19 protein-coding genes, 1 tRNA gene and 3 pseudogenes are annotated in these 17,730 nt (G+C 71.1%); 13 read left to right on the top strand and 10 right to left on the bottom strand.

Annotated elements, in window-relative coordinates; genetic code table 11:
• A pseudogene (locus tag ASG00_RS15130) lies at nt 1-350 on the top strand (hypothetical protein); the annotation flags it as partial.
• Nucleotides 351-839: 489 nt separating this feature from the next.
• On the opposite strand, the gene ASG00_RS02420 reads toward ASG00_RS15130, so the two are convergent.
• From ASG00_RS02420 to ASG00_RS02405, 4 genes are all read right to left on the bottom strand, one after another.
• Nucleotides 840-915: transfer RNA gene (locus tag ASG00_RS02420), tRNA-Arg, on the bottom strand.
• A gap of 75 nt (nt 916-990) precedes the next feature.
• Nucleotides 991-2,307 (bottom strand): hypothetical protein, encoded by a 1,317-nt coding sequence (locus tag ASG00_RS02415; RefSeq protein WP_056206567.1) that lies wholly within the window; start codon nt 2,305-2,307, stop codon nt 991-993.
• A gap of 164 nt (nt 2,308-2,471) precedes the next feature.
• Nucleotides 2,472-3,191, bottom strand: coding sequence for a tRNA (guanosine(46)-N7)-methyltransferase TrmB (gene trmB / locus ASG00_RS02410; protein ID WP_045246646.1), 720 nt, complete (start codon nt 3,189-3,191; stop codon nt 2,472-2,474).
• Between the two features lie 31 nt (nt 3,192-3,222).
• Entirely contained in the window at nt 3,223-4,056 is an 834-nt protein-coding gene (locus tag ASG00_RS02405) for a DUF3097 domain-containing protein (RefSeq protein WP_056206564.1), read from the bottom strand.
• Between the two features lie 230 nt (nt 4,057-4,286).
• Here ASG00_RS02405 and ASG00_RS02400 point away from each other — a divergent pair, with 230 nt between their 5' ends.
• The 3 genes from ASG00_RS02400 (at nt 4,287) to ASG00_RS02390 (ending at nt 6,417) form a co-directional block, all read left to right on the top strand.
• A complete protein-coding gene (locus ASG00_RS02400; RefSeq protein WP_056206561.1) occupies nt 4,287-5,078 on the top strand; it encodes a PspA/IM30 family protein in 792 nt (263 codons plus the stop codon).
• Nucleotides 5,079-5,149: 71 nt separating this feature from the next.
• Nucleotides 5,150-5,965 (top strand): arginase family protein, encoded by an 816-nt coding sequence (locus tag ASG00_RS02395; protein ID WP_056206559.1) that lies wholly within the window; start codon nt 5,150-5,152, stop codon nt 5,963-5,965.
• Nucleotides 5,962-6,417: a hypothetical protein gene (locus tag ASG00_RS02390; protein ID WP_056206558.1), complete on the top strand. Its 456-nt coding sequence runs from the start codon at nt 5,962-5,964 to the stop codon at nt 6,415-6,417. The genes ASG00_RS02395 and ASG00_RS02390 overlap by 4 nt, the downstream gene beginning before the upstream one ends.
• On the opposite strand, the gene ASG00_RS02385 is transcribed toward ASG00_RS02390, so the two are convergent.
• Nucleotides 6,390-6,932, bottom strand: coding sequence for a hypothetical protein (locus ASG00_RS02385; protein ID WP_056206556.1), 543 nt, complete (start codon nt 6,930-6,932; stop codon nt 6,390-6,392). The two genes, ASG00_RS02390 and ASG00_RS02385, sit on opposite strands and share 28 nt — an antisense overlap.
• Nucleotides 6,929-7,657 carry a tyrosine-protein phosphatase gene (locus tag ASG00_RS02380; protein WP_056206554.1) on the bottom strand — a complete coding sequence of 243 codons (729 nt, stop codon included), beginning with the start codon at nt 7,655-7,657 and terminating at the stop codon, nt 6,929-6,931. Before ASG00_RS02380 ends, ASG00_RS02385 begins: the two co-directional genes overlap by 4 nt.
• Nucleotides 7,658-7,754: 97 nt before the next feature.
• Between ASG00_RS02380 and ASG00_RS16510 the strand changes: the two are divergent.
• The 7 genes and pseudogenes from ASG00_RS16510 to ASG00_RS02350 form a co-directional block, all read left to right on the top strand.
• Nucleotides 7,755-8,355: pseudogene (locus ASG00_RS16510) on the top strand (alpha/beta fold hydrolase); the annotation flags it as partial.
• 4 nt (nt 8,356-8,359) lie between these two features.
• The coding region (locus ASG00_RS16505; protein ID WP_442922583.1) for an alpha/beta fold hydrolase at nt 8,360-8,654 on the top strand (295 nt) is incomplete at its 5' end.
• A 152-nt stretch (nt 8,655-8,806) separates the two neighbouring features.
• Nucleotides 8,807-10,312: an ABC transporter substrate-binding protein gene (locus tag ASG00_RS02370; RefSeq protein WP_056206552.1), complete on the top strand. Its 1,506-nt coding sequence runs from the start codon at nt 8,807-8,809 to the stop codon at nt 10,310-10,312.
• A complete protein-coding gene (locus ASG00_RS02365) occupies nt 10,309-11,259 on the top strand; it encodes an ABC transporter permease (RefSeq protein ID WP_045248319.1) in 951 nt (316 codons plus the stop codon). Before ASG00_RS02370 ends, ASG00_RS02365 begins: the two co-directional genes overlap by 4 nt.
• Entirely contained in the window at nt 11,256-12,140 is an 885-nt protein-coding gene (locus ASG00_RS02360; protein WP_056206551.1) for an ABC transporter permease, read from the top strand. Before ASG00_RS02365 ends, ASG00_RS02360 begins: the two co-directional genes overlap by 4 nt.
• A complete protein-coding gene (locus ASG00_RS02355; protein ID WP_056206548.1) occupies nt 12,137-12,946 on the top strand; it encodes an ABC transporter ATP-binding protein in 810 nt (269 codons plus the stop codon). Before ASG00_RS02360 ends, ASG00_RS02355 begins: the two co-directional genes overlap by 4 nt.
• Nucleotides 12,943-13,734 (top strand): ABC transporter ATP-binding protein, encoded by a 792-nt coding sequence (locus tag ASG00_RS02350; RefSeq protein ID WP_082482997.1) that lies wholly within the window; start codon nt 12,943-12,945, stop codon nt 13,732-13,734. Before ASG00_RS02355 ends, ASG00_RS02350 begins: the two co-directional genes overlap by 4 nt.
• A gap of 12 nt (nt 13,735-13,746) precedes the next feature.
• Here the strand turns inward: ASG00_RS02350 and ASG00_RS02345 are convergent, their stop codons facing one another.
• From ASG00_RS02345 to ASG00_RS02330, 4 genes are read right to left on the bottom strand one after another with little or no spacing between them, the layout of a single operon-like run.
• Nucleotides 13,747-14,412, bottom strand: coding sequence for a GNAT family N-acetyltransferase (locus ASG00_RS02345; protein ID WP_056206547.1), 666 nt, complete (start codon nt 14,410-14,412; stop codon nt 13,747-13,749).
• A 44-nt stretch (nt 14,413-14,456) separates the two neighbouring features.
• The gene (locus ASG00_RS02340) at nt 14,457-15,167 is read right to left on the bottom strand and encodes a uracil-DNA glycosylase (protein WP_056206545.1); all 711 of its coding nucleotides are present in this window, start codon (nt 15,165-15,167) and stop codon (nt 14,457-14,459) included.
• Between the two features lie 11 nt (nt 15,168-15,178).
• Nucleotides 15,179-15,688 (bottom strand): phosphoribosyltransferase, encoded by a 510-nt coding sequence (locus tag ASG00_RS02335; protein WP_056206543.1) that lies wholly within the window; start codon nt 15,686-15,688, stop codon nt 15,179-15,181.
• A 50-nt stretch (nt 15,689-15,738) separates the two neighbouring features.
• Complete coding sequence (locus ASG00_RS02330; RefSeq protein WP_045248312.1) at nt 15,739-16,515, bottom strand: SDR family NAD(P)-dependent oxidoreductase; 777 nt, start codon at nt 16,513-16,515, stop codon at nt 15,739-15,741.
• A gap of 188 nt (nt 16,516-16,703) precedes the next feature.
• On the opposite strand from ASG00_RS02330, the pseudogene ASG00_RS16500 reads away from it, so the two are divergent.
• Both ASG00_RS16500 and ASG00_RS16495 read left to right on the top strand, forming a co-directional pair.
• Nucleotides 16,704-17,033 (top strand): annotated as a pseudogene (locus ASG00_RS16500) (PLP-dependent transferase); the annotation flags it as partial.
• Between the two features lie 4 nt (nt 17,034-17,037).
• Nucleotides 17,038-17,730 (top strand): PLP-dependent transferase (locus ASG00_RS16495; RefSeq protein WP_442922584.1); only part of this gene is annotated, 693 nt, incomplete at both ends.

Raw genomic sequence — 17,730 nt, 5'->3', positions numbered from 1 at the left:
GGGGCGCGCGGGTGATCGACTCGATCCGCCACTCGGAGGTGCAGTCCTGGGTGTCGGCACTCAAGGGCGGGTCGACAACTTTCCGGCGTTCGCAGGGCATCGTCGCCGGCATCCTGGACGCCGCCGTCGCTGACCGTCTGCTCGCGCGCAACGTCGCACGGGGCCTCAAGCTCCCGCCGAAATCTGCGGATGCGCGGCGGCGCTACCTCTCGCACACTCAGGTGCGACTGCTCGCCGACCAGCGCGGCACCCCACGCTGGTGTTGTTCCTGGCGTACACGGGATTGCGATGGGGAGCGGCGACGGCGCTACGCATCCGGAACGTGGACACCCTCCGCCGGGTCAAGGTAGAAGAGAACGCGGTGAAGGTGTCGCACCAGGTGCACGCCGAAGACCCATCGGTCGCCGTCGGTGCCCTACGCCGAGTTCCTCACGCTCCCCCTCGCTCAACTCGCCGAGGGCAAAGGCCGCGACGAATTACTCTTCGCGACGGCACATCGCACCTGCTTATCCCGGGATCGCGGAACGGATGGTTCACGGTCGCAGTGCGCGACGCTCAGAGCATCAACGACACCTTCCCGCGGGTCGCACCGCACGACCTCCGACACACCGCCGCGAGCGTTGAGGTGCCGGCCCCGCGCGCACGTCAAAGCGGTGCAGCGAATGCTCGGTCACTCGTCGGCGGCGATGACTCTGGAGGTCTACGCCGACCTCTTCGAGGACGATCTCGACCAGGTTGCGGCCGCGCTCGACGCTGCCAAACGCCGATCTTTTGTTGTCACGGTGTTGTCACGGACATAAAACAAGGGACCGCGAATGCTCGCGATCCCTCGTGACGCCTGGTGCCCCCGACAGGAATCGAACCTGCGACCTTTGGTACCGGAAACCAACGCTCTATCCCCTGAGCTACGGAGGCGTACCGGTCGAGATTACCAGTCCGCCGCGGCATCCGCCGACAGCGACGGCGACCGCACGACGCTGAACGGAGGCTTTACGGGAACCCGATCGTCCACAGCAGCAACACCGCGAGCACCTGGCCGACGAGCGCCGCGACGAGGCTGATGATGCGGCGGCGGCGGGTCGACGAGAGCCGCTCGTCGCCGAGCATCGGGGTCATCGGCAGCAGCAGCCGGAAGATGCTCTGCTGTGGCAGGAACACTGCGAACAGGTAGACGCCATAGCCGAACCCGTAGGTCGCGACGACCATGCCGAGCCTGCGCACCGGGCGGGAGAAGATCCACAGCAGGAACGCCGCGATCAGCGCGGCGACGAGCACGACGCCGATGATGCCCGTGAACGTCCACGCCATGCGGAACCACGGGGTGAAGGGTGCGAAATGCCCCTCCCCGACAAACGGCACCCACCAGCTCGTCTCGGTGAGCAGGTACGCGTGGGGCGTGCCGGTGACGGCGTCGGCGATCCACGACCACGACAGGCCGGCACCGGCGAGCACGAGACCCGTGATCATCAGGCTCACGAGCTGCGACGGCGGGAACGGATCGACCTTGCGACGGAACCATCGCGTCACGAACACGATCCCGAGACCGAGCGCGAACGCCAGGATGCCCGGCCGCGTGTACGACGCGACGAGCCCGATCGGGATGATCCACAGATAGCGCCGCTTGACGGCGAGGAGCATCGCAGCGAACAGCAGGAAGAGGTAGAGCGACTCCGCGTAGCCGACGACGAAGATGAACGACATCGGGCCGAAGCTGAAGAGTACCGCACCCCACCAGGCCGCCGTCGGCGAGGTGACAGCCCGCAGCAGCAGGAAGAGCATGATGGTCGCACCGCCGCTGGCGAGCACGGCGATCGAGATGCCGACGATCTGCCACGGGATGCCCGTGGCATCCGAGATGATGCGCTCGAGCCAGGGGAACACGGGCAGGAACGCCCAGTCGTTCGGCACGACCGCGCCGTACGCGTCGAGTGGCAGCTGCGTCGGATAGCCGATCTGCGAGACGCGGCCGTAGCGGGCGCCGTCCCAGTCGGAGAGGAACTGCAGGAACGTCGTCACCCGCTGCGCGTTGGGGCCGAACGCCCAGCCGAAGGCGTGCGCGAGCTCGTACATGACGAACATCAGCATGAAGTTGACCCCACGCCCCAGCGCCCACACGCCCACGACGGCGCGCACCGCGCGGGCCGTGACCGGGCGCACGGCCGGGTTCGGCTGAGAGGTCTCCTCGAACCAGTCGAGCAGTCCCTGCCAGGCGCGCACGGCGCGCCGACGCAGCGGGGACGCCACGGTCGCGGCCGGCGGGAGAGAGCCCGCAGCGCCGCGCAGGTCGTGGTCGCCAGAAGTCGTCACGACGTCCCTTCCGCCGCCGCAGCGCGGCAAGACGAGTCCGTTGTGGGGCGCGCGACGAGCGCGCCGGTGGAGCCGATGGTGTCAATGGATGATGGCATGATTCCGCCGCGAGCGCCTCTTCAGCACGCCCTCAGGCGGCATCCCGTATGCGCGACGGTCGCCACTCAGACCGCGCGGTAGACCAGATCGCGGATGTCGCGTCCCGCCCGTGCGCCCTTGCGCTCGAAGGCCGTCTCGACACGGCCGTCGAACCGCTCCGCCCACTCCCCCGGGAAGCCGCGTTCGAACCCGTCTGCGGCGTCGAGCACCTCGCGCATCTGCAGGGCGTAGTCCTCCCAGTCGGTCGCGAGGCGCAGCGCACCCCCGGGGGCGAGCGCCGCGCGCACGATCTCGGGGAAGCCGGGCGCCACGAGCCGCCGCTTGTGGTGCTTGACCTTGTGCCACGGGTCGGGGAAGAACACCCACACCTCGGCGACGGATGCCGCGGGCAGCAGATGCTCGAGCACCTCGGGCGCGTTCGCCTCGACCAGGCGCAGATTGGTGAGGGAGGCGGCATCCGCGTCGAGCATGGTGCGCGCGAGCCCCGCCTTGAACACCTCGACGGCGAGGAAGTCGTCGGCCGGCCGGGTGCGGGCGGCGTGCACGATCGCGTGCCCCTGACCGGAGCCGATCTCGACGATGAGCGACGCCCGTCGACCGTAGACCTCGGCCGGATCGACGGCGCTGCCGGCGGCGACGCTCGTCGTGGCGACAACGCGCTCGACCGGAAGCACGTAGCGCGGTGCGAGCTCGTTCCAGGCGCGGGTCTGGGCGTCGGACATGCGGCCGCCGCGACGCACGAACGAGACGGGCGAGTCACGGAACACGGGCGCCGGATCGGTCATCCGTCCAGGCTAACGACTGCTCTCCCCCGCCTCACGCCGTGACGAAGTCGATGAGCTCCTCGACGCGGCCGAGCAGCGCGGGCTCCAGATCGCGGTAGGTGTGCACGCCCGCCAGGATGCGCTGCCACGCCGCGGCGATGTCGGCCTGGTCGTCGGCGGGCCAGCCGAGCGCCCGGCACACGCCGACCTTCCACTCGATGCCGCGCGGCACTTCGGGCCAGCGGGCGATGCCGACGGCGGCGGGCTTCACGCACTGCCACACGTCGATGAACGGGTGCCCGACGATGCGCACATGCGCGCCGTGCCGGCCGCGGGCCACGCCCTCGGCGATGCGCGACTCCTTCGATCCCGCGACGAGGTGGTCGACGAGGACGCCGTACCGGCGATCGGATGCCGGCGGCTCCGCGTCGAGCAGGGCGGCGAGGTGGTCGACGCCCTCGAGGTACTCGACGACGACGCCGTCGACTCGGAGGTCATGCCCCCACACCTTCTCGACGAGCTCGGCGTCGTGGCGGCCCTCGACGAGGATGCGACTCGGCCGCGCGACGCGCGCCTGATGGTTCTCGACCGCGATCGATCCCGACGCCGACCGGCGGGGTGCCGTGGGGGCGGCGGCGACCGGGGCGACGAGCCGCGCGGGCTCGCCGTCGACGAGGAAGCCGCTGCCGAGCGGGAAGACCCGTACCGCGCCGCGGCGGTCTTCGAGCTCGACCATGCCGCTGCGCACCGCGACGACCGCGCCGCAGAAGCCGTCGGAGGCGACCTCGACGACGAGATCGCGTGCCGCGGGCACGTCGGGGACGACCCGCCGGCCGCGCTCGCGCCAGCCCGCCGCCAGCACATCGCCGCTGTACCTGTCGTCCATCGTCGCCTCCGACGAGCGAGCCTAGGCCGGTGCGGCGACACCGACCCCGCGACCCGCCCGCGACCCGTCCGTCCGCCCCTCCGCGAGCTGCGCGGGCACCGTCCGCCGGGAGAATCCCCGGAGTCGGGGCATCCTCTCGCCCCCATTCCCGCGGATGCATAGACTCGAATCGCACCCATGACCGCCTCGCGGCCGGTGCCGCGCGGGCGGCCCCCTCGGAAAGGACTTCGATGGCCAAGGAATCGATCTTCGGACGGATCTCGACCCTCGTGCGCGCGAACGTGAACGCGCTGCTCGATCAGGCGGAGGACCCGCAGAAGATGATCGACCAGCTCATCCGCGACTACACGAACAACATCCGCGAGGCCGAGTCGGCCATCGCGGAGACGATCGGCAACCTGCGCCTGCTCGAGCGCGACCACCAGGAGGACGTGCAGGCCGCGGCCGAATGGGGCAACAAGGCCCTCGCCGCCAGCCGCAAGGCCGACGAATTCCGCGGGGTCGGCAACCTCGCCGACGCCGACAAGTTCGACAACCTCGCCAAGATCGCGATCCAACGTCAGATCTCCGAGGAGTCCGAGGCCAAGGCCGCAGCCCCCCAGATCGCGGCGCAGACCGAGGTCGTCGAGAAGCTCAAGTCGGGCCTGAACGGCATGAAGGGCAAGCTGGAGGAGCTCAAGACCAAGCGCAACGAGCTCGTCGCGCGCGCCAAGGTCGCCGAGGCTCAGAACAAGGTGCACGACGCCGTCAAGAGCGTGAACCTGCTCGACCCGACCAGCGAGATCGGCCGCTTCGAGGAGAAGATCCGCCGCCAGGAGGCCCTCGCCGCCGGCAAGGCAGAGCTGGCCGCATCCAGCCTCGACGCCCAGTTCGAGTCGCTCGAGGACGTCGGCGAGCTCACCGAGGTCGAGGCGCGTCTCGCCGCCCTCAAGGCCGGGGCCGCGCCCGCCGCCCTGAACCCGGCGGCGACCCCCCAGCCGCAGGCACTCCCTCAGGCCGACGAGTACCGTCAGCAGCCCTGAGGTCACGAGAGGGCCGGATGCCGCGGCATCCGGCCCTCTCGCTTCCCCGCCCACCGTCGCAAGGAGTCCCGATGACCCGGTTCGTGGTCGTGCCGCAGTGGCAGGGGTCGCCCGCCGCGCGGGCCATGCAGCTCGTCGACGGTGCCGAGGCGATCGCCGGCGACCTGCCGCGATCGGCGTGTGTGCGGGTGGACGTGCCGCTCGAGGCGGGTGACGCGCTCGGCACCCGCGTGCACCGCCTGAGCACCCTGCAGCAGACCCGCGCCCGCATCGACGACCTCCTCGCCTCGGAGACCGACCGCATCGTGATCGTCGGCGGCGACTGCAGCGTCGCCCTCGGCGGCATCGCCCACGCCGCCGCCCGCCACGAGCGTCTCGGCCTCGTCTGGTTCGATGCGCACGGCGACCTGCACACCCCCGACTCCTCGGTGTCGGGCGCGTTCGCCGGCATGGCGCTGCGCGCGGCGCTCGGCGGCGGCGAGCCCTCACTCGTGGTCTCCCCCGGCATCGCGCCGTCCCGCACCGTGCTGGTCGGTGCCCGCGATCTGGATGTCGCCGAGTCGGCGTTCCTCGCCGACACCCCGCTCGCCCGGCTCGACGCCGTCGATCTCGCCGACACCGCGCTCGCCGACGCCGTGAGCCAGACGGATGCCGACGCGGTGTGGGTGCACCTCGACCTCGACGTGCTCGACCCCGCCGCCATCACGGGGCTGACCGCCGCGTCGCCGTTCGGCGCCGATCCGGCGCGCATCGTCGCCGCCCTCGCGGCGCTCCGTGCCCGGGTGCCGCTCGCGGGTGCGTCGATCACCGGCTTCGCGCCGGCCAGCGCCGCGGCCGCGGTCGATGACCTCGGCACGATCCTGCGACTCGTCGGCGCACTCGCGTGAGCCGCGGCATCCCGGCCGACTGGCGCGCCCGCGCCGACGCGGCCGTCGCGCGCGGACGACGGCTCGACCGGTTCATCCCGTCCGTGCTGCTCGACTCCGCGATCAGCCGTGTCGGCTTCTGGTACGGCTGCACCGTCGGCTGGACCTGGGGGTTCCTGTGGAGCCGGGGGCGGGTCGAGCGCCGCGGCGAGCTGTGGGTGTTCCGCGGCATGCCGTCATGGACCTTCGCCCGCGGCGGCGTCTGCGTCGGCAACTGCTTCCTCACGGGCGACGGCCGGCTCGATGACCGGGTGCTGCGTCACGAGGCGGTGCACGCCCGCCAGTGGCGCCGCTACGGGTTCCTCATGCCCGTGCTCTACACGCTCGCGGGGCGCGACGCCCTCCGCAACCGGTTCGAGATCGAGGCGGGCCTCGAGGACGGCAACTACGTGCCGCGCACCTCGGTGGCCTGAAGCCGCCGCACGATGCGACGGCCGAGCACGACGATCACCGCGAACGGCACGACGATCCACACCAGGTTCGGCAGCACGGCGACGCTGAGGAACCCCGCGATGTCGCCGCGTTCGAGCGACTGTCGGGTCATCTCGAGTCCGCTCGAGGCCTCGACGAGGAAGTAGAGCACGGTCTTCCAGAAGGTCGCGACGCTCACGATCAGGCCGAGCACGACGCCCGACCAGCGTCGCAGGTGCGTGAGCACCCAGATCAGCGCGATCACCTCGAGCAGGTTCGCCCAGCTCTGCGCGCTGCCGAACGCGTCGGCCTGGGCGTAGCGCTGGTCGAACGAGCTGTAGAACACGTGCCCCGGCCAGAACCAGGCGAGCGGTCCACCGGCGTGCGAGAGCGGGCCGAGCAGCTCGTAGCAGGCGTCGTAGGTCTGGATGAGGGCTGTCACGATGAACCACACGGCGATCCAGCGCGGCACCAGGAGCGGGGGCTTCACGGCGGTGCGCTCCGGCGACGTGCTCACGGGGCGACCACCAAGGCCGACCGCAGCGCGGCGAGCTCGTCGGCCGACACGCCCGCCTCCCGCAGGTAGGCACCGCCGTCGCCCCAGCGCTCGTGCAGGTGCGCGAGCACATGCCGCATCGCGCGGGCCGGTGAGTGCAGGTAGAGCTCTTCGAGGTGGCGGCTGCCCGGGTGTGCGCGCGCCAGCCACGCCCGGATCTGCCGGGCCCGCGAGGCCGGCAGGTTCTGCTCGGTGAGGGCGTAGTCGCCCACGATCGCCTCGTCGTCGACACCGGCGGCGGCGAGGGTCACCGCGACCGAGACTCCGGTGCGGTCCTTCCCGATCGCGCAGTGCACGAGAGTCGGATGCCCCGCCGCGATGCTGTGCGCCACGGTGGCGATGCGCTCCCCGGCGTTCTCGAGCAGGTCGAGGTAGGAGTCGTCGAGCGTGACGCCGCTGGCGAGGAATGACTCGAGCGATCCCACGAACATCGGCGCGCGCACGGTCTCGACGCCCAGTCCGTCCACCCGGCTGGGCTCGCGCGCCAGCTCGTCGTCGGATCGCAGGTCGACGATGCGCTCGACGCCGAGTTCGTGCAGGGTGCGTCGCCCGTCGTCGTCGAGACGAGACAGCGCCCCCGACCGGAACAGCACCCCGTGCCGGGTCGTGCCGGCCCCGGCCGGGAGGCCGCCGACGTCGCGGAAGTTGGTGACTCCCGAGACCAACTCGACGCTCGCACCGCTCATGAGCGCCACCCTCGGGTGCGGGCAGACGACGGGCGTGCGGAGCGGGGGGCGGTCACGCTGTCAGCCTAACGACGCGGCGCCCGCCGCCGGCGGTGCGGTGCAGAATGTGCGGGTGACCGACGACGCTTTCGACGAGTTCTCCTTCCTCCCCGCCCAGGCCGCCGAACTGGGCGCCACCGGGCCGATCCCCGCCGCCGAGCGGTTGACGCTCGCGCTTCCCGACGGCCGCACCCTGAGCGCCCTGCGCTTCGGCGACGCGCCGCCTGCCGTCACATTCCTTCACGGAGCGGGTCTGAATGCCCACACGTTCGACACGACGATCCTGGCCCTTGGGCTGCCGGCGCTCTCGATCGACCTCGCCGGTCACGGCGACTCGTCGTGGCGATCGGATGCCGCGTACACGGCCGGTCCTCTCGCGGACGACGTCGTGCGCGCGCTCGAGGCCTGGACCACGTCGCCGCAGACGCTCGTCGGGCAGTCGCTCGGCGGGCTGACCGCGGCATCCGTCGCCGCACGGCGGCCCGACCTCGTCGCGAGCCTTGTGATCGTCGACATCACCCCCGGCGTGAACCCCGACGAGGGGCCCGCGCAGATCCGCGCCTTCTTCGCCGGCCCGACCTCGTGGGCGAGCCGCGACGAGCTGGTCGAGCGCGCGCTGTCCTTCGGGCTCGGCGGCAGCCGTGGCGCGGCGACCCGCGNNNNCCTCGCCGCCGCCGTCGCGAACGGCGACGCGGACGCCCCGACCTTGGACTCCGCGGTGCGCGATCTGCTGTCCGAGTCGGGGTGGCACGACCTCGCCGCCGTGACCGCACCGATCACCCTCATCCGCGGCGAGCGCGGGTTCGTCTCGGCGGGTGACGCCGATGATTTCTCGCGGCGCCTGCCCGCGGCATCCGTCGTCTCCGTGCCTGCGCGTCACAACGTGCAGGAGGACATCCCGGCCGAGCTGGCGGCCCTCGTGCGTGCGGCCTCCGGCCGCCGATCACCGGCCGTGTGACGTCGCGTGTCGCCGTGTGACGGCGGCCGGTCATCTGGGCCGCGGCCCGGTGCCCCCGACCTAGGCTGAGGGAAGCTCGCCGATCCGGCGCGCGCCCTTCCCCCGCACGGACGTTCCACAGCACGGACATCCCCGCACCGAGAGGATCCCGCATGTTCCGCCGCACCGCACTGGCCGGGGCCGCCATCCTGGCCGCCGCCGCCCTCGCACTCACCGCCTGCTCCGCCGGGGGCAGCAGCGCACCGACCGCTTCTGGCGACCCCAACGCCACCGTCAACATCCGACTGGCACTGGAGCCCACCAACCTCGACATCCGCCAGACCGCGGGGGTCGCCCTCGACCAGGTTCTGATCGACAACGTGTATCAGGGCCTCGTCTCGCGCACGCCCGACCAGAAGATCGTCGCCTCGCTCGCGAGCGCCTGGACGGTGTCCTCCGATGCGCTCACCTACACGTTCACGCTGCGCGACGGCGTCACCTTCGACGACGGTCAGGCGCTGACGCCCGACGACGTGGTGTGGTCGCTCACGCAGCACCGCGACGAGAGCACATGGGCCAACAGCTCCACGCTCTCGCACGTGTCGAACATCAGCGCGACCGGCAACACCATCACGCTCACCCTCTCGTCGCCCGACTCCCAGCTGCTGTGGAACCTCACCGGGCGCGCCGGCATCATCCTGAAGAAGGGCGACACCGTCGACTACAAGACGAAGGCGAACGGCACCGGACCCTTCACGCTGAAGTCGTGGAACCAGGGCGCGAACATCACGCTCGCCCGCAACGACGCCTACTGGGGCGACAAGGCGAAGGTCGCCGAGGTCGTCTTCGACATCATCCCCGAAAACCAGGCCGCGATCTCCGCCGCCCAGTCGGGCGAGGTCGATGTCATCACCGGCTTCGACGCCACTCTCAGCTCTCAGGTCGAGAAGGGCGGCGACTTCTCGGTCGTCAAGGGCAGCGCGACCGACAAGTTCGTGCTCGCCTTCAACAGCACGAAGGCGCCGCTGAACGACACCCGTGTACGCGAGGCGATCCGCCTCGCGATCGACCACAACGCGATCATCGCCGCTGTCGGCTCCGGCAAACCCCTCTACGGTCCGATCCCGCAGCCGGACCCCGGCTACCAGGACCTGTCGTCGACGATCAGCCACGACCCGGCCAAGGCCAAGCAGCTTCTCGCTGACGCGGGAGTGTCGAACCTGACGCTGACGCTCACCGTGCCCTCGTTCTACGGCACGACCATCCCGCAGCTGCTCACGTCGAACCTCGCCGACGCCGGCATCACCCTCAAGGTGAACAGCGTCGACTTCACGACGTGGCTCAACGACGTCTACACGAACAAGAACTACGACCTCAGCCTCGTCGACCACGCCGAGCCGCGAGACTTCGGCAACACCTGGGCGAACGGGAGCTACTACTTCACGTTCAACAACCCGCAGGTGCAGTCGCTCTACCAGCAGGCGATCGCCGCGACCAGCGACCAGCAGGTGGACGACCTGCTCGCGCAGGCTGCGAAGATCGTCGCTGACGACAACGCCGCCGACTGGCTGTACAACTGGGAGTCGGTCGTCGCCGTCGGCAAGGGCATCACCGGCTTCCCCGCCGACAACGTCAACTCTCGCATCAACCTCGCCACCCTGGAGAAGAGCAACGGGTGATCAGATTCACGCTGACACGGCTGGCCCTGCTGATCCTGGGCCTGTTCCTCGCCAGCGTGCTGATCTTCCTCACCCTGCACGTGCTGCCGGGTGACGTGGCCCAGCTGATCGCCGGAACCAACGCGACTGCCGAGCAGATCGCGCGGATCCGGGATCAGCTGGGCCTGACCCGTCCGCTGCCGCTGCAATACCTCGACTGGATCGGCGGAGCGCTGCGCGGCGACCTGGGCACCTCGCTCGTCACCGGAAGCTCGGTGAGCGACGAGCTGCGACAGAAGGCGCAGGTGACACTGCCGCTCGGCCTGTTGTCGCTGCTCATCGCCGTCGTCATCGCCCTGCCCCTCGGCGTCGTGGCCGCCGTGCAGCGGCACCGCGCGGGAGGTGCGGCGTTGAGCATCGGCGCGCAGGCCGTGGCCGCGGTTCCGGTCGTCTGGGCGGGCATGATGCTCGTCATCGTCTTCGCCGTGACCCTCGGCTGGCTGCCCGCGCAAGGCTTCCCCCGCTCGGGCTGGTCGGATCCGGGGCTCGCGCTGCGCGCCCTCATCCTCCCGGCGCTGACCATCGGCGTCGTCGAGGGTGCGCTGCTCATGCGCTTCGTGCGCTCGGCGACACTGCAGGCCCTCGACCAGGACTACGTGACCGCCGCCGCCGCGAAGGGCCTCACCCGCACACGCGCACTCGTGCGCCACGGGCTGCCGAACGTGGGGCTCTCGATCATCAGCGTGCTCGGCCTGCAGATCGCGGCGATCATCGTGGGCGCCGTCGTCATCGAGCAGCTCTTCTCCCTGCCCGGCATCGGACGGATGCTGGTGGCCGACGTGCAGGCACGGGACATCCCGAAGGTGCAGGGCGAGCTGCTCGCGCTCACCGCCTTCGTGCTCATCGTCGGCTTCGCCGTTGACCTGGTGCACCGGCTCATCGACCCGAGACAGCGGGAGGCGTCATGAGCGACAGTGTGATCGCCCGGGTGTGGCGACTCCCCGCCGGCCGCATCGGGCTCGTCATCGCCGCCGCGGTGCTGGCGACCGCCGCCGTCGCCCTGGTCTGGACCCCGTTCGATCCGCAGCGCACCGACGTCGAGATCCGCTGGCAGCTGCCGAGCTGGCCGCACCTGCTCGGCACGGACGCGACGGGCCGCGACATCCTGAGCCTGCTCATGGCGGGCGCCCGCACCACGGTCGTCGTCGCGGTCGGCGCGGGGATCATCGCGACCGTGCTCGGTCTCGTGCTCGCCGCGCTCGGCGCCCTCACGCCGCGCCTCGTGCGCGAGAGCGTCGCGGTCGTCGTCGACGTGCTGATCGCGTTCCCCGTGCTGCTGATCGCCATGATGATCACCGCGGTCTGGGGCGGGTCGCTCTGGGTGGTCATCGTCGCGATGGGCATCGGATTCGGGGTGAACATCGCCCGCGTGACGAGACCCGAGTTGCGTCGCGTACTGCTGAGCGACGTCGTGCTCGCGGGGCGCGCGGCCGGCCTTACCCCCGCGCAGAACCTGTGGCGGCACCTGCTGCCGAACGTGCTGCCGGTGTTCATCGTGCAGCTGTCGTGGGGCATGGCGGTGGCGGTGCTCGCCGAGGCGGGGCTGTCGTACCTCGGGTTCGGGGCGCCGGTGACGGATGCCTCGTGGGGCCTGCTGCTCTCGCAACTGCAGCAGTACATCAGCGTCTACCCGCTCTCGGTCGTCTGGCCGGGGCTTGCGATCTCGCTCACCGTGCTCGGGCTGAACCTGCTCGGTGACGCCCTGCGCGAGGCGACCGATCCCCTGCTGCGCGCGAGCGGCGGCAGCGCCCGCCGCGCCCGCACCCACGTGCCGGGGGTGGTCGCGTGAGCCTGGAGGTGACCGACCTCGTCGTCGAGATCGGCGGCGTGCGCGTCGTCGACGGCGTCACGTTCGCGGTGCCCGAGGGCGCGCGCGTCGGGCTGATCGGCGCGTCGGGCTCGGGCAAGTCGCTCACCGCGCGGGCGCTGCTGGGACTCTTGCCCGACGGCGCGGCGGTGTCGGGCAGCATCCGGTGGCAGGGGGTCGAACTCGTCGGGCTGCGCGACCGCGAGCTCGCCCGTCGTCGCGGGCGGGAGCTCGCCATGGTGTTCCAGGACCCGCTGACGGCCCTCGACCCGGTGCGCACTGTCGGCCGCCAGATCTCCGAGGCGGCCGCGATCCACGGTGAGCGCTCCCGCGCCGAGCGGCGCCGCCTCGCGGTCGAGGGCGCCCGCCGTGTGGCACTGCCCGACCCCGAGCGCATCGTGGCGCGCTACCCGCACCAGCTCTCCGGCGGGCAGCGTCAACGCGTCGCGATCGCGATGGCCCTGGCCGCACGCCCTCGCCTGCTGGTCGCCGACGAGCCGACGACGGCACTCGACGTCACCGTGCAGGCCGGCATCCTCGAACTGCTGCGCCGACTCGCCGACGAGGACCGCATGTCGCTCGTGTTCATCACCCACGACCTCGCCGTGCTCGCCCAGGTCGCGACCCATGCGGTCGTGCTCTCGGCCGGACGGGTGGTCGAGACCGGTCCCCTCACGACCCTTCTCACCGAGCCCGCCTCGCCCGTCACGCGGGGCCTGCTGCGCGACGCCGCGGCGACGCTGTGGCGCGGGGCCGCGACATCCGACCTGCCCGAGGAGTCCGCATGACCGCGCTCATCGAGGCCCGCGGGCTCACGCGGGTGCACCGCGGGCCGCGCCGCGCCCTGTTCGGCCCGCGCGAGACCACGACGGCGCTCGACGGTGTCGACCTCGTCGTGACCGAGGGCTCGGCGCTGGGGGTCATCGGCGAGTCCGGGTCGGGCAAGTCCACGCTCGTGCGGCTGCTGCTCGCACTCGACGCGCCGACCACCGGCAGTGTGCGCATCGACGGCCGAGAGGTGGATGCTGCCTCCCCCGCCCGCGCCCTGCACTGGCTGCGGCGCGAGACCGGCATCGTCTTCCAGGATCCGTACGCCTCTCTCGATGCCCGCATGCGCGTCGGCCGCATCATCGCCGAGCCGCTGTGGGCGCTGGGCATCGACGGCGACCGTCGCGCGCGCGTCGCCGAAGTGCTCGCGGCCGTCGGTCTCGATGCGGATGCCGCGGCCCGCTACCCGCACGAATTCTCGGGCGGGCAGCGCCAGCGCATCGCGATCGCACGGGCCATCGTGCACCGGCCGCGCATCCTCGTGGGCGACGAGCCACTGTCGGCCCTCGATGTGTCGGTGCGGGCGCAGATCCTTGAGGTGCTGGCCGACCTGCGCCGCAGCGAGGGCCTGACCCTCGTGCTCGTCTCCCACGACATCGGGGTCGTGCAGAGCATCTGCGACGAGGTCGTGGTCATGTCCTCCGGGCGCATCGTCGAGCGCGGGACGACCGCGCGGGTGCTCGCGCAGCCGCAGCATCCGTACACCCGTCAGCTGCTCGCCGCGATCCCGACGCTCCCCGGCATCTGAGACCGCGCCGCGTCAGTCGGCGTCGGCGTCGGCGTCGGCTCGGGCGTCGTCGGGGCTGTCTCGCAGCCGCCCGAACAGCCCGCGCTTCTTCGTCGGCTTCAGCGACTTCTGCAGGTAGACCGTGCCGAGCCACCGGCCGAACTTGAAGCCGACGCGGCCCATCCGACCGACCTCGACGAAGCCGAGCTTCTCGTGCAGCGCCAGGGAGCCCTCCGCGCCCTTGTCGCTGATGACGGCGACGATCTCGCGGATGCCGTTCGCCTCGCACGCGGCGATCAGCGCCTCGAGCAGGGCACGGCCGAGGCCCTTGCCCGACGACGCGTGACCGAGGTAGATCGAGTCCTCGACGGTGAAGCGGAACGCGGACTTGCCCGCCCACGGCTGCACGAGCGCGTACCCGAGCACCTGGCCGGTCGGCGACTCGGCGACGAGGAAGGGCATCTTCTGCTTCTGAAGGTAGGCGAACTTGTCACGCCACTTCGCGAGCGACCACTTCTTCTCGTCGAAGGTCACGACGGAGTTGGTGACGTAGTAGTTGTAGATCTCGCGGATGTCGGCGAGATCGCTCTCCTCTGCGGCACGGATCTCGTAGCTGAAGGGCCGCTCCGACAGTTCGGCGCGACGCTGCTGCTGCCGGAACAGGTTCCAGCGCGACGGGTTGTATTCCTCCTCCAGCATGCGCCCAGGATACGCGCACGACGGCCTCGCGACGCACGGCGCCGTCAGGCCGGGATGCGCCAGTCGACCGGGGCGACGCCGCGCTCTTCCAGCAGCGCGTTCGCACGGGAGAACGGGCGCGAACCGAAGAAGCCGCGGTGCGCCGACAGCGGTGACGGATGCGGCGACTCGATGATCGGCGTCTCGCCCAGCAGCGGTCGGAGGTTCGCGGCATCCCGACCCCACAGGATCGCCACGAGCGGAGCCGCCTCGCCCGTGGGCGTCTGCCGCGCGACGAGGGTGCGGATCGCGTGCTCGGTCACCTTCTCCCAGCCCCAGCCGCGGTGGGATGCGGGCTGACCCGGCGCGACGGTGAGCACGCGGTTGAGCAGCATGACGCCCTGATCGGCCCATGCCGACAGGTCGCCGTGCGGCGCCTTCGGCAGGTCGAGGTCGTCGGCGAGCTCGCGGTAGATGTTCTCCAGCGAGCGCGGTAGCGGCCGCACATGCGGGTCGACCGCGAACGAGAGTCCGATCGGATGCCCGGGTGTCGGATACGGGTCCTGCCCGACGATCAGCACCCGAACCTCGGCGAGCGGGCGGGCGAACGCCCGCAGCACCCGGTCGCCCGACGGCAGGTAGTGGCGACCCACCGCGACCTCGGCGCGCAGACGATCGCCGAGCGCGGCGATGTCCGGGCCGACCGGCTCGAGCGCCCGCGCCCAGCCCTCGTCGACCAGCCCCGCGGCGGCGAGCTCGGTCAGACTCATCGCCATCCCGGTGCCTCTCAGGCGGATGCGGGAAGGCCGCCGTCCTCTTCGAGGACCGAGCCCTTCCACGACCACGGGAAGTTGATCCAGCGATCGGTGCGCTTCCAGGAGAAGTCCGGCTCGATGATGGTGGTCGGCTTCGTGTAGATCGTCACCGAGCGCACCTCGGCGCCCCGGTCGACCAGCAGCTTCACGGCGAGATCGAGCGTGCGGCCACTGTCGGCTACGTCGTCGACGAGCAGCACCTTCCGCCCCTCGAGGTAGGAGAGGTCGAGCGCCGGCGGCAGCACCTCGGGGGCGTCGAGCACGGTGCCGATGCCGGTGTAGAACTCGACGTTGATCGCGCCGCAGTTCTTGATGCCCAGCCCGTACGCGATGGCACCGGCCGGCAGCAGACCGCCACGGGCGATCGCCACGACGACCTCGGGCACGAACCCGGCCGCGAGGATGTCCCGCGACAGCGACCTCGACGCCTCGCCGAAGCCCTCCCAGGTCAGATGCTCGCGCTCCTCGTTCGCCTCGCCCACTCGACGCCGTCCTTCCCGCGCCGAGCGGCGCACCGCACCAGCCTAGGCGCTCAGCCCTCCCGCACGTGCAGCGGGCCGCGGGCGAGCACGTGCTGCGCCGACTGAGCCACCGGGCGCACGATGACGAGGTCGAGGTTCACGTGGCCGGGTGCCTCGACGGCGTACGCGATGAGGTCGGCGATGTCGTCGGCGACGAGCGGCGCCTCGACACCCTCGTACACCTTGTCGGCGGCGCCCTGGTCTCCACCGAGTCGGTTGAGCGAGAACTCCTCGGTCTGCACCATGCCCGGCGCGATCTCGACGACGCGCAGCGGCTCACCGTTGAGCTCGAGGCGCAGCGCCTGGGCGAGAGCCGACTCCGCCGCCTTCGCCGCGTTGTACCCGCCGCCGCCCTGGTAGGCGACGCGCGCCGCGGTCGAGGTCACGATCACGATGTCTGCGACACCGTCGGCCTTGGCGGCCTCGCGCAGCAGGGGCAGAAGGGATGCCACGACCCGCTGCGTCGACAGGACGTTGACGTCGTACATCCACTGCCAGTCGTCGACATCCCCGGTGGCGACGTGATCGGTGCCGCGAGCACCACCCGCGACCTGGATCACGCTGTTCACCGATCCGGAGGCGGCGAGGAAGTCGCGGAGCGCGGCGACGTCGGCGGCGACGGTGAGGTCGGCGGCGAACGGGACCACGCCGGTCTCGGCCGCGAGCGCCTCGAGACGGTCCGCGCGGCGGGCGACGGCCACCACGTCCCACCCGTCGGCACGGAGCTTGCGCGCCGTCGCCTCGCCGATCCCCGAACTTGCCCCCGTCACTACCGCACGCTTGGTCATACCGTCCACGCTAGCGGGCGCGCGCGGGTGCTCAGACACGGGCGGAGGGAGCGGCATCCATCGATGCTATGACGGGGCTGAACGTCGTGTTACGCGGCGAGTCGGCGCCCTTGTCGGCTCCCGGCACGCCCCCTACTGTCATGGCAAGCCACCGACCACTTCACCACCCGCACCCCAGAGGAGCACCGATGACCTCTTCCGAGAACTGGCGTTTCGAGACCAAGCAGGTTCACACCGGCGCGCAGCCCGACCCTGTCACCAAGGCTCGTGCCACGCCGATCTACCAGACCACCTCCTACGTGTTCGACAACACGGACCACGCCGCGAACCTCTTCGCGCTGGCCGAGTTCGGCAACATCTACACCCGCATCCAGAACCCCACCCAGGATGTCGTCGAGCAGCGCCTCGCCGCGCTCGAGGGCGGCACCGGTTCGCTGCTCGTCGCGAGCGGCCAGGCGGCGGAGTCGTTCGCCGTGCTGAACATCGCGCAGGCCGGAGACCACATCGTCTCGTCGAGCNNNNCCTTCGTCGAGAACCAGGACGACCCCGAGGAGTGGCGCCGCGCGGTGCGCCCGAACACGAAGCTCTTCTTCGCCGAGACGATCGGCAACCCGAAGATCAACGTGCTCGACATCCGCACGGTCGCCGACATCGCGCACGAGAACCGCGTGCCGCTGATCGTCGACAACACGATCGCGACGCCGTACCTCATCCGTCCGTTCGAGCACGGCGCCGACATCGTGGTGCACTCGGCGACGAAGTTCATCGGCGGTCACGGCACCACCATCGGCGGCATCATCGTCGACGGCGGCACCTTCCCGTGGTCGCAGAACGTCGACAAGTTCCCCGGTCTCACCGAGCCCGACCCCTCGTACCACGGCGCCAGCTACACCGCGGCGGTCGGCGACGGTCTCGCGTACATCATCAAGGCCCGGGTGCAGCTGCTGCGCGACCTCGGCGCCGCCATCGCGCCGCAGAGCGCCTGGCTGCTCATCCAGGGCCTCGAGACCCTGTCGCTGCGCATCGAGCGTCACGTGCAGAACGCGCAGGAGATCGCCGAGTGGCTCGAGAACCACGAGGACGTCGCGAGCGTGAACTACTCGGGCCTGCCCACCTCGCCCTGGTACGCCGCCGCCAACCGCTACGCCCCGAAGGGCGTCGGCGCGGTGCTCTCGTTCGAGCTCAAGGGCGGCGTCGAGGCCGGCCGTGCGTTCG

The sequence above is a fragment of the Microbacterium sp. Leaf351 genome, assembly GCF_001423825.1.
In the GTDB taxonomy this organism is placed as follows: Bacteria; Actinomycetota; Actinomycetes; order Actinomycetales; family Microbacteriaceae; genus Microbacterium; species Microbacterium ginsengisoli.
The sequence above is the reverse complement of the archived record's forward strand: the minus strand, read 5'-3'. Positions and strand labels throughout refer to the sequence as shown.

Bases quoted from the DNA above. Each gene is read 5' to 3' on its own strand.
- trmB (WP_045246646.1), bottom strand. From the start codon at position 3,191: ATGACCGATCCGGCGCCCGTGTTCCGTGACTCGCCCGTCTCGTTCGTG.
- ASG00_RS02405 (WP_056206564.1), bottom strand. From the start codon at position 4,056: ATGGACGACAGGTACAGCGGCGATGTGCTGGCGGCGGGCTGGCGCGAG.
- ASG00_RS02400 (WP_056206561.1), top strand. From the start codon at position 4,287: ATGGCCAAGGAATCGATCTTCGGACGGATCTCGACCCTCGTGCGCGCG.
- ASG00_RS02395 (WP_056206559.1), top strand. From the start codon at position 5,150: ATGACCCGGTTCGTGGTCGTGCCGCAGTGGCAGGGGTCGCCCGCCGCG.
- ASG00_RS02380 (WP_056206554.1), bottom strand. From the start codon at position 7,657: ATGAGCGGTGCGAGCGTCGAGTTGGTCTCGGGAGTCACCAACTTCCGC.
- ASG00_RS02370 (WP_056206552.1), top strand. From the start codon at position 8,807: ATGTTCCGCCGCACCGCACTGGCCGGGGCCGCCATCCTGGCCGCCGCC.
- ASG00_RS02360 (WP_056206551.1), top strand. From the start codon at position 11,256: ATGAGCGACAGTGTGATCGCCCGGGTGTGGCGACTCCCCGCCGGCCGC.
- ASG00_RS02350 (WP_082482997.1), top strand. From the start codon at position 12,943: ATGACCGCGCTCATCGAGGCCCGCGGGCTCACGCGGGTGCACCGCGGG.
- ASG00_RS02345 (WP_056206547.1), bottom strand. From the start codon at position 14,412: ATGCTGGAGGAGGAATACAACCCGTCGCGCTGGAACCTGTTCCGGCAG.
- ASG00_RS02340 (WP_056206545.1), bottom strand. From the start codon at position 15,167: ATGGCGATGAGTCTGACCGAGCTCGCCGCCGCGGGGCTGGTCGACGAG.
- ASG00_RS02330 (WP_045248312.1), bottom strand. From the start codon at position 16,515: ATGACCAAGCGTGCGGTAGTGACGGGGGCAAGTTCGGGGATCGGCGAG.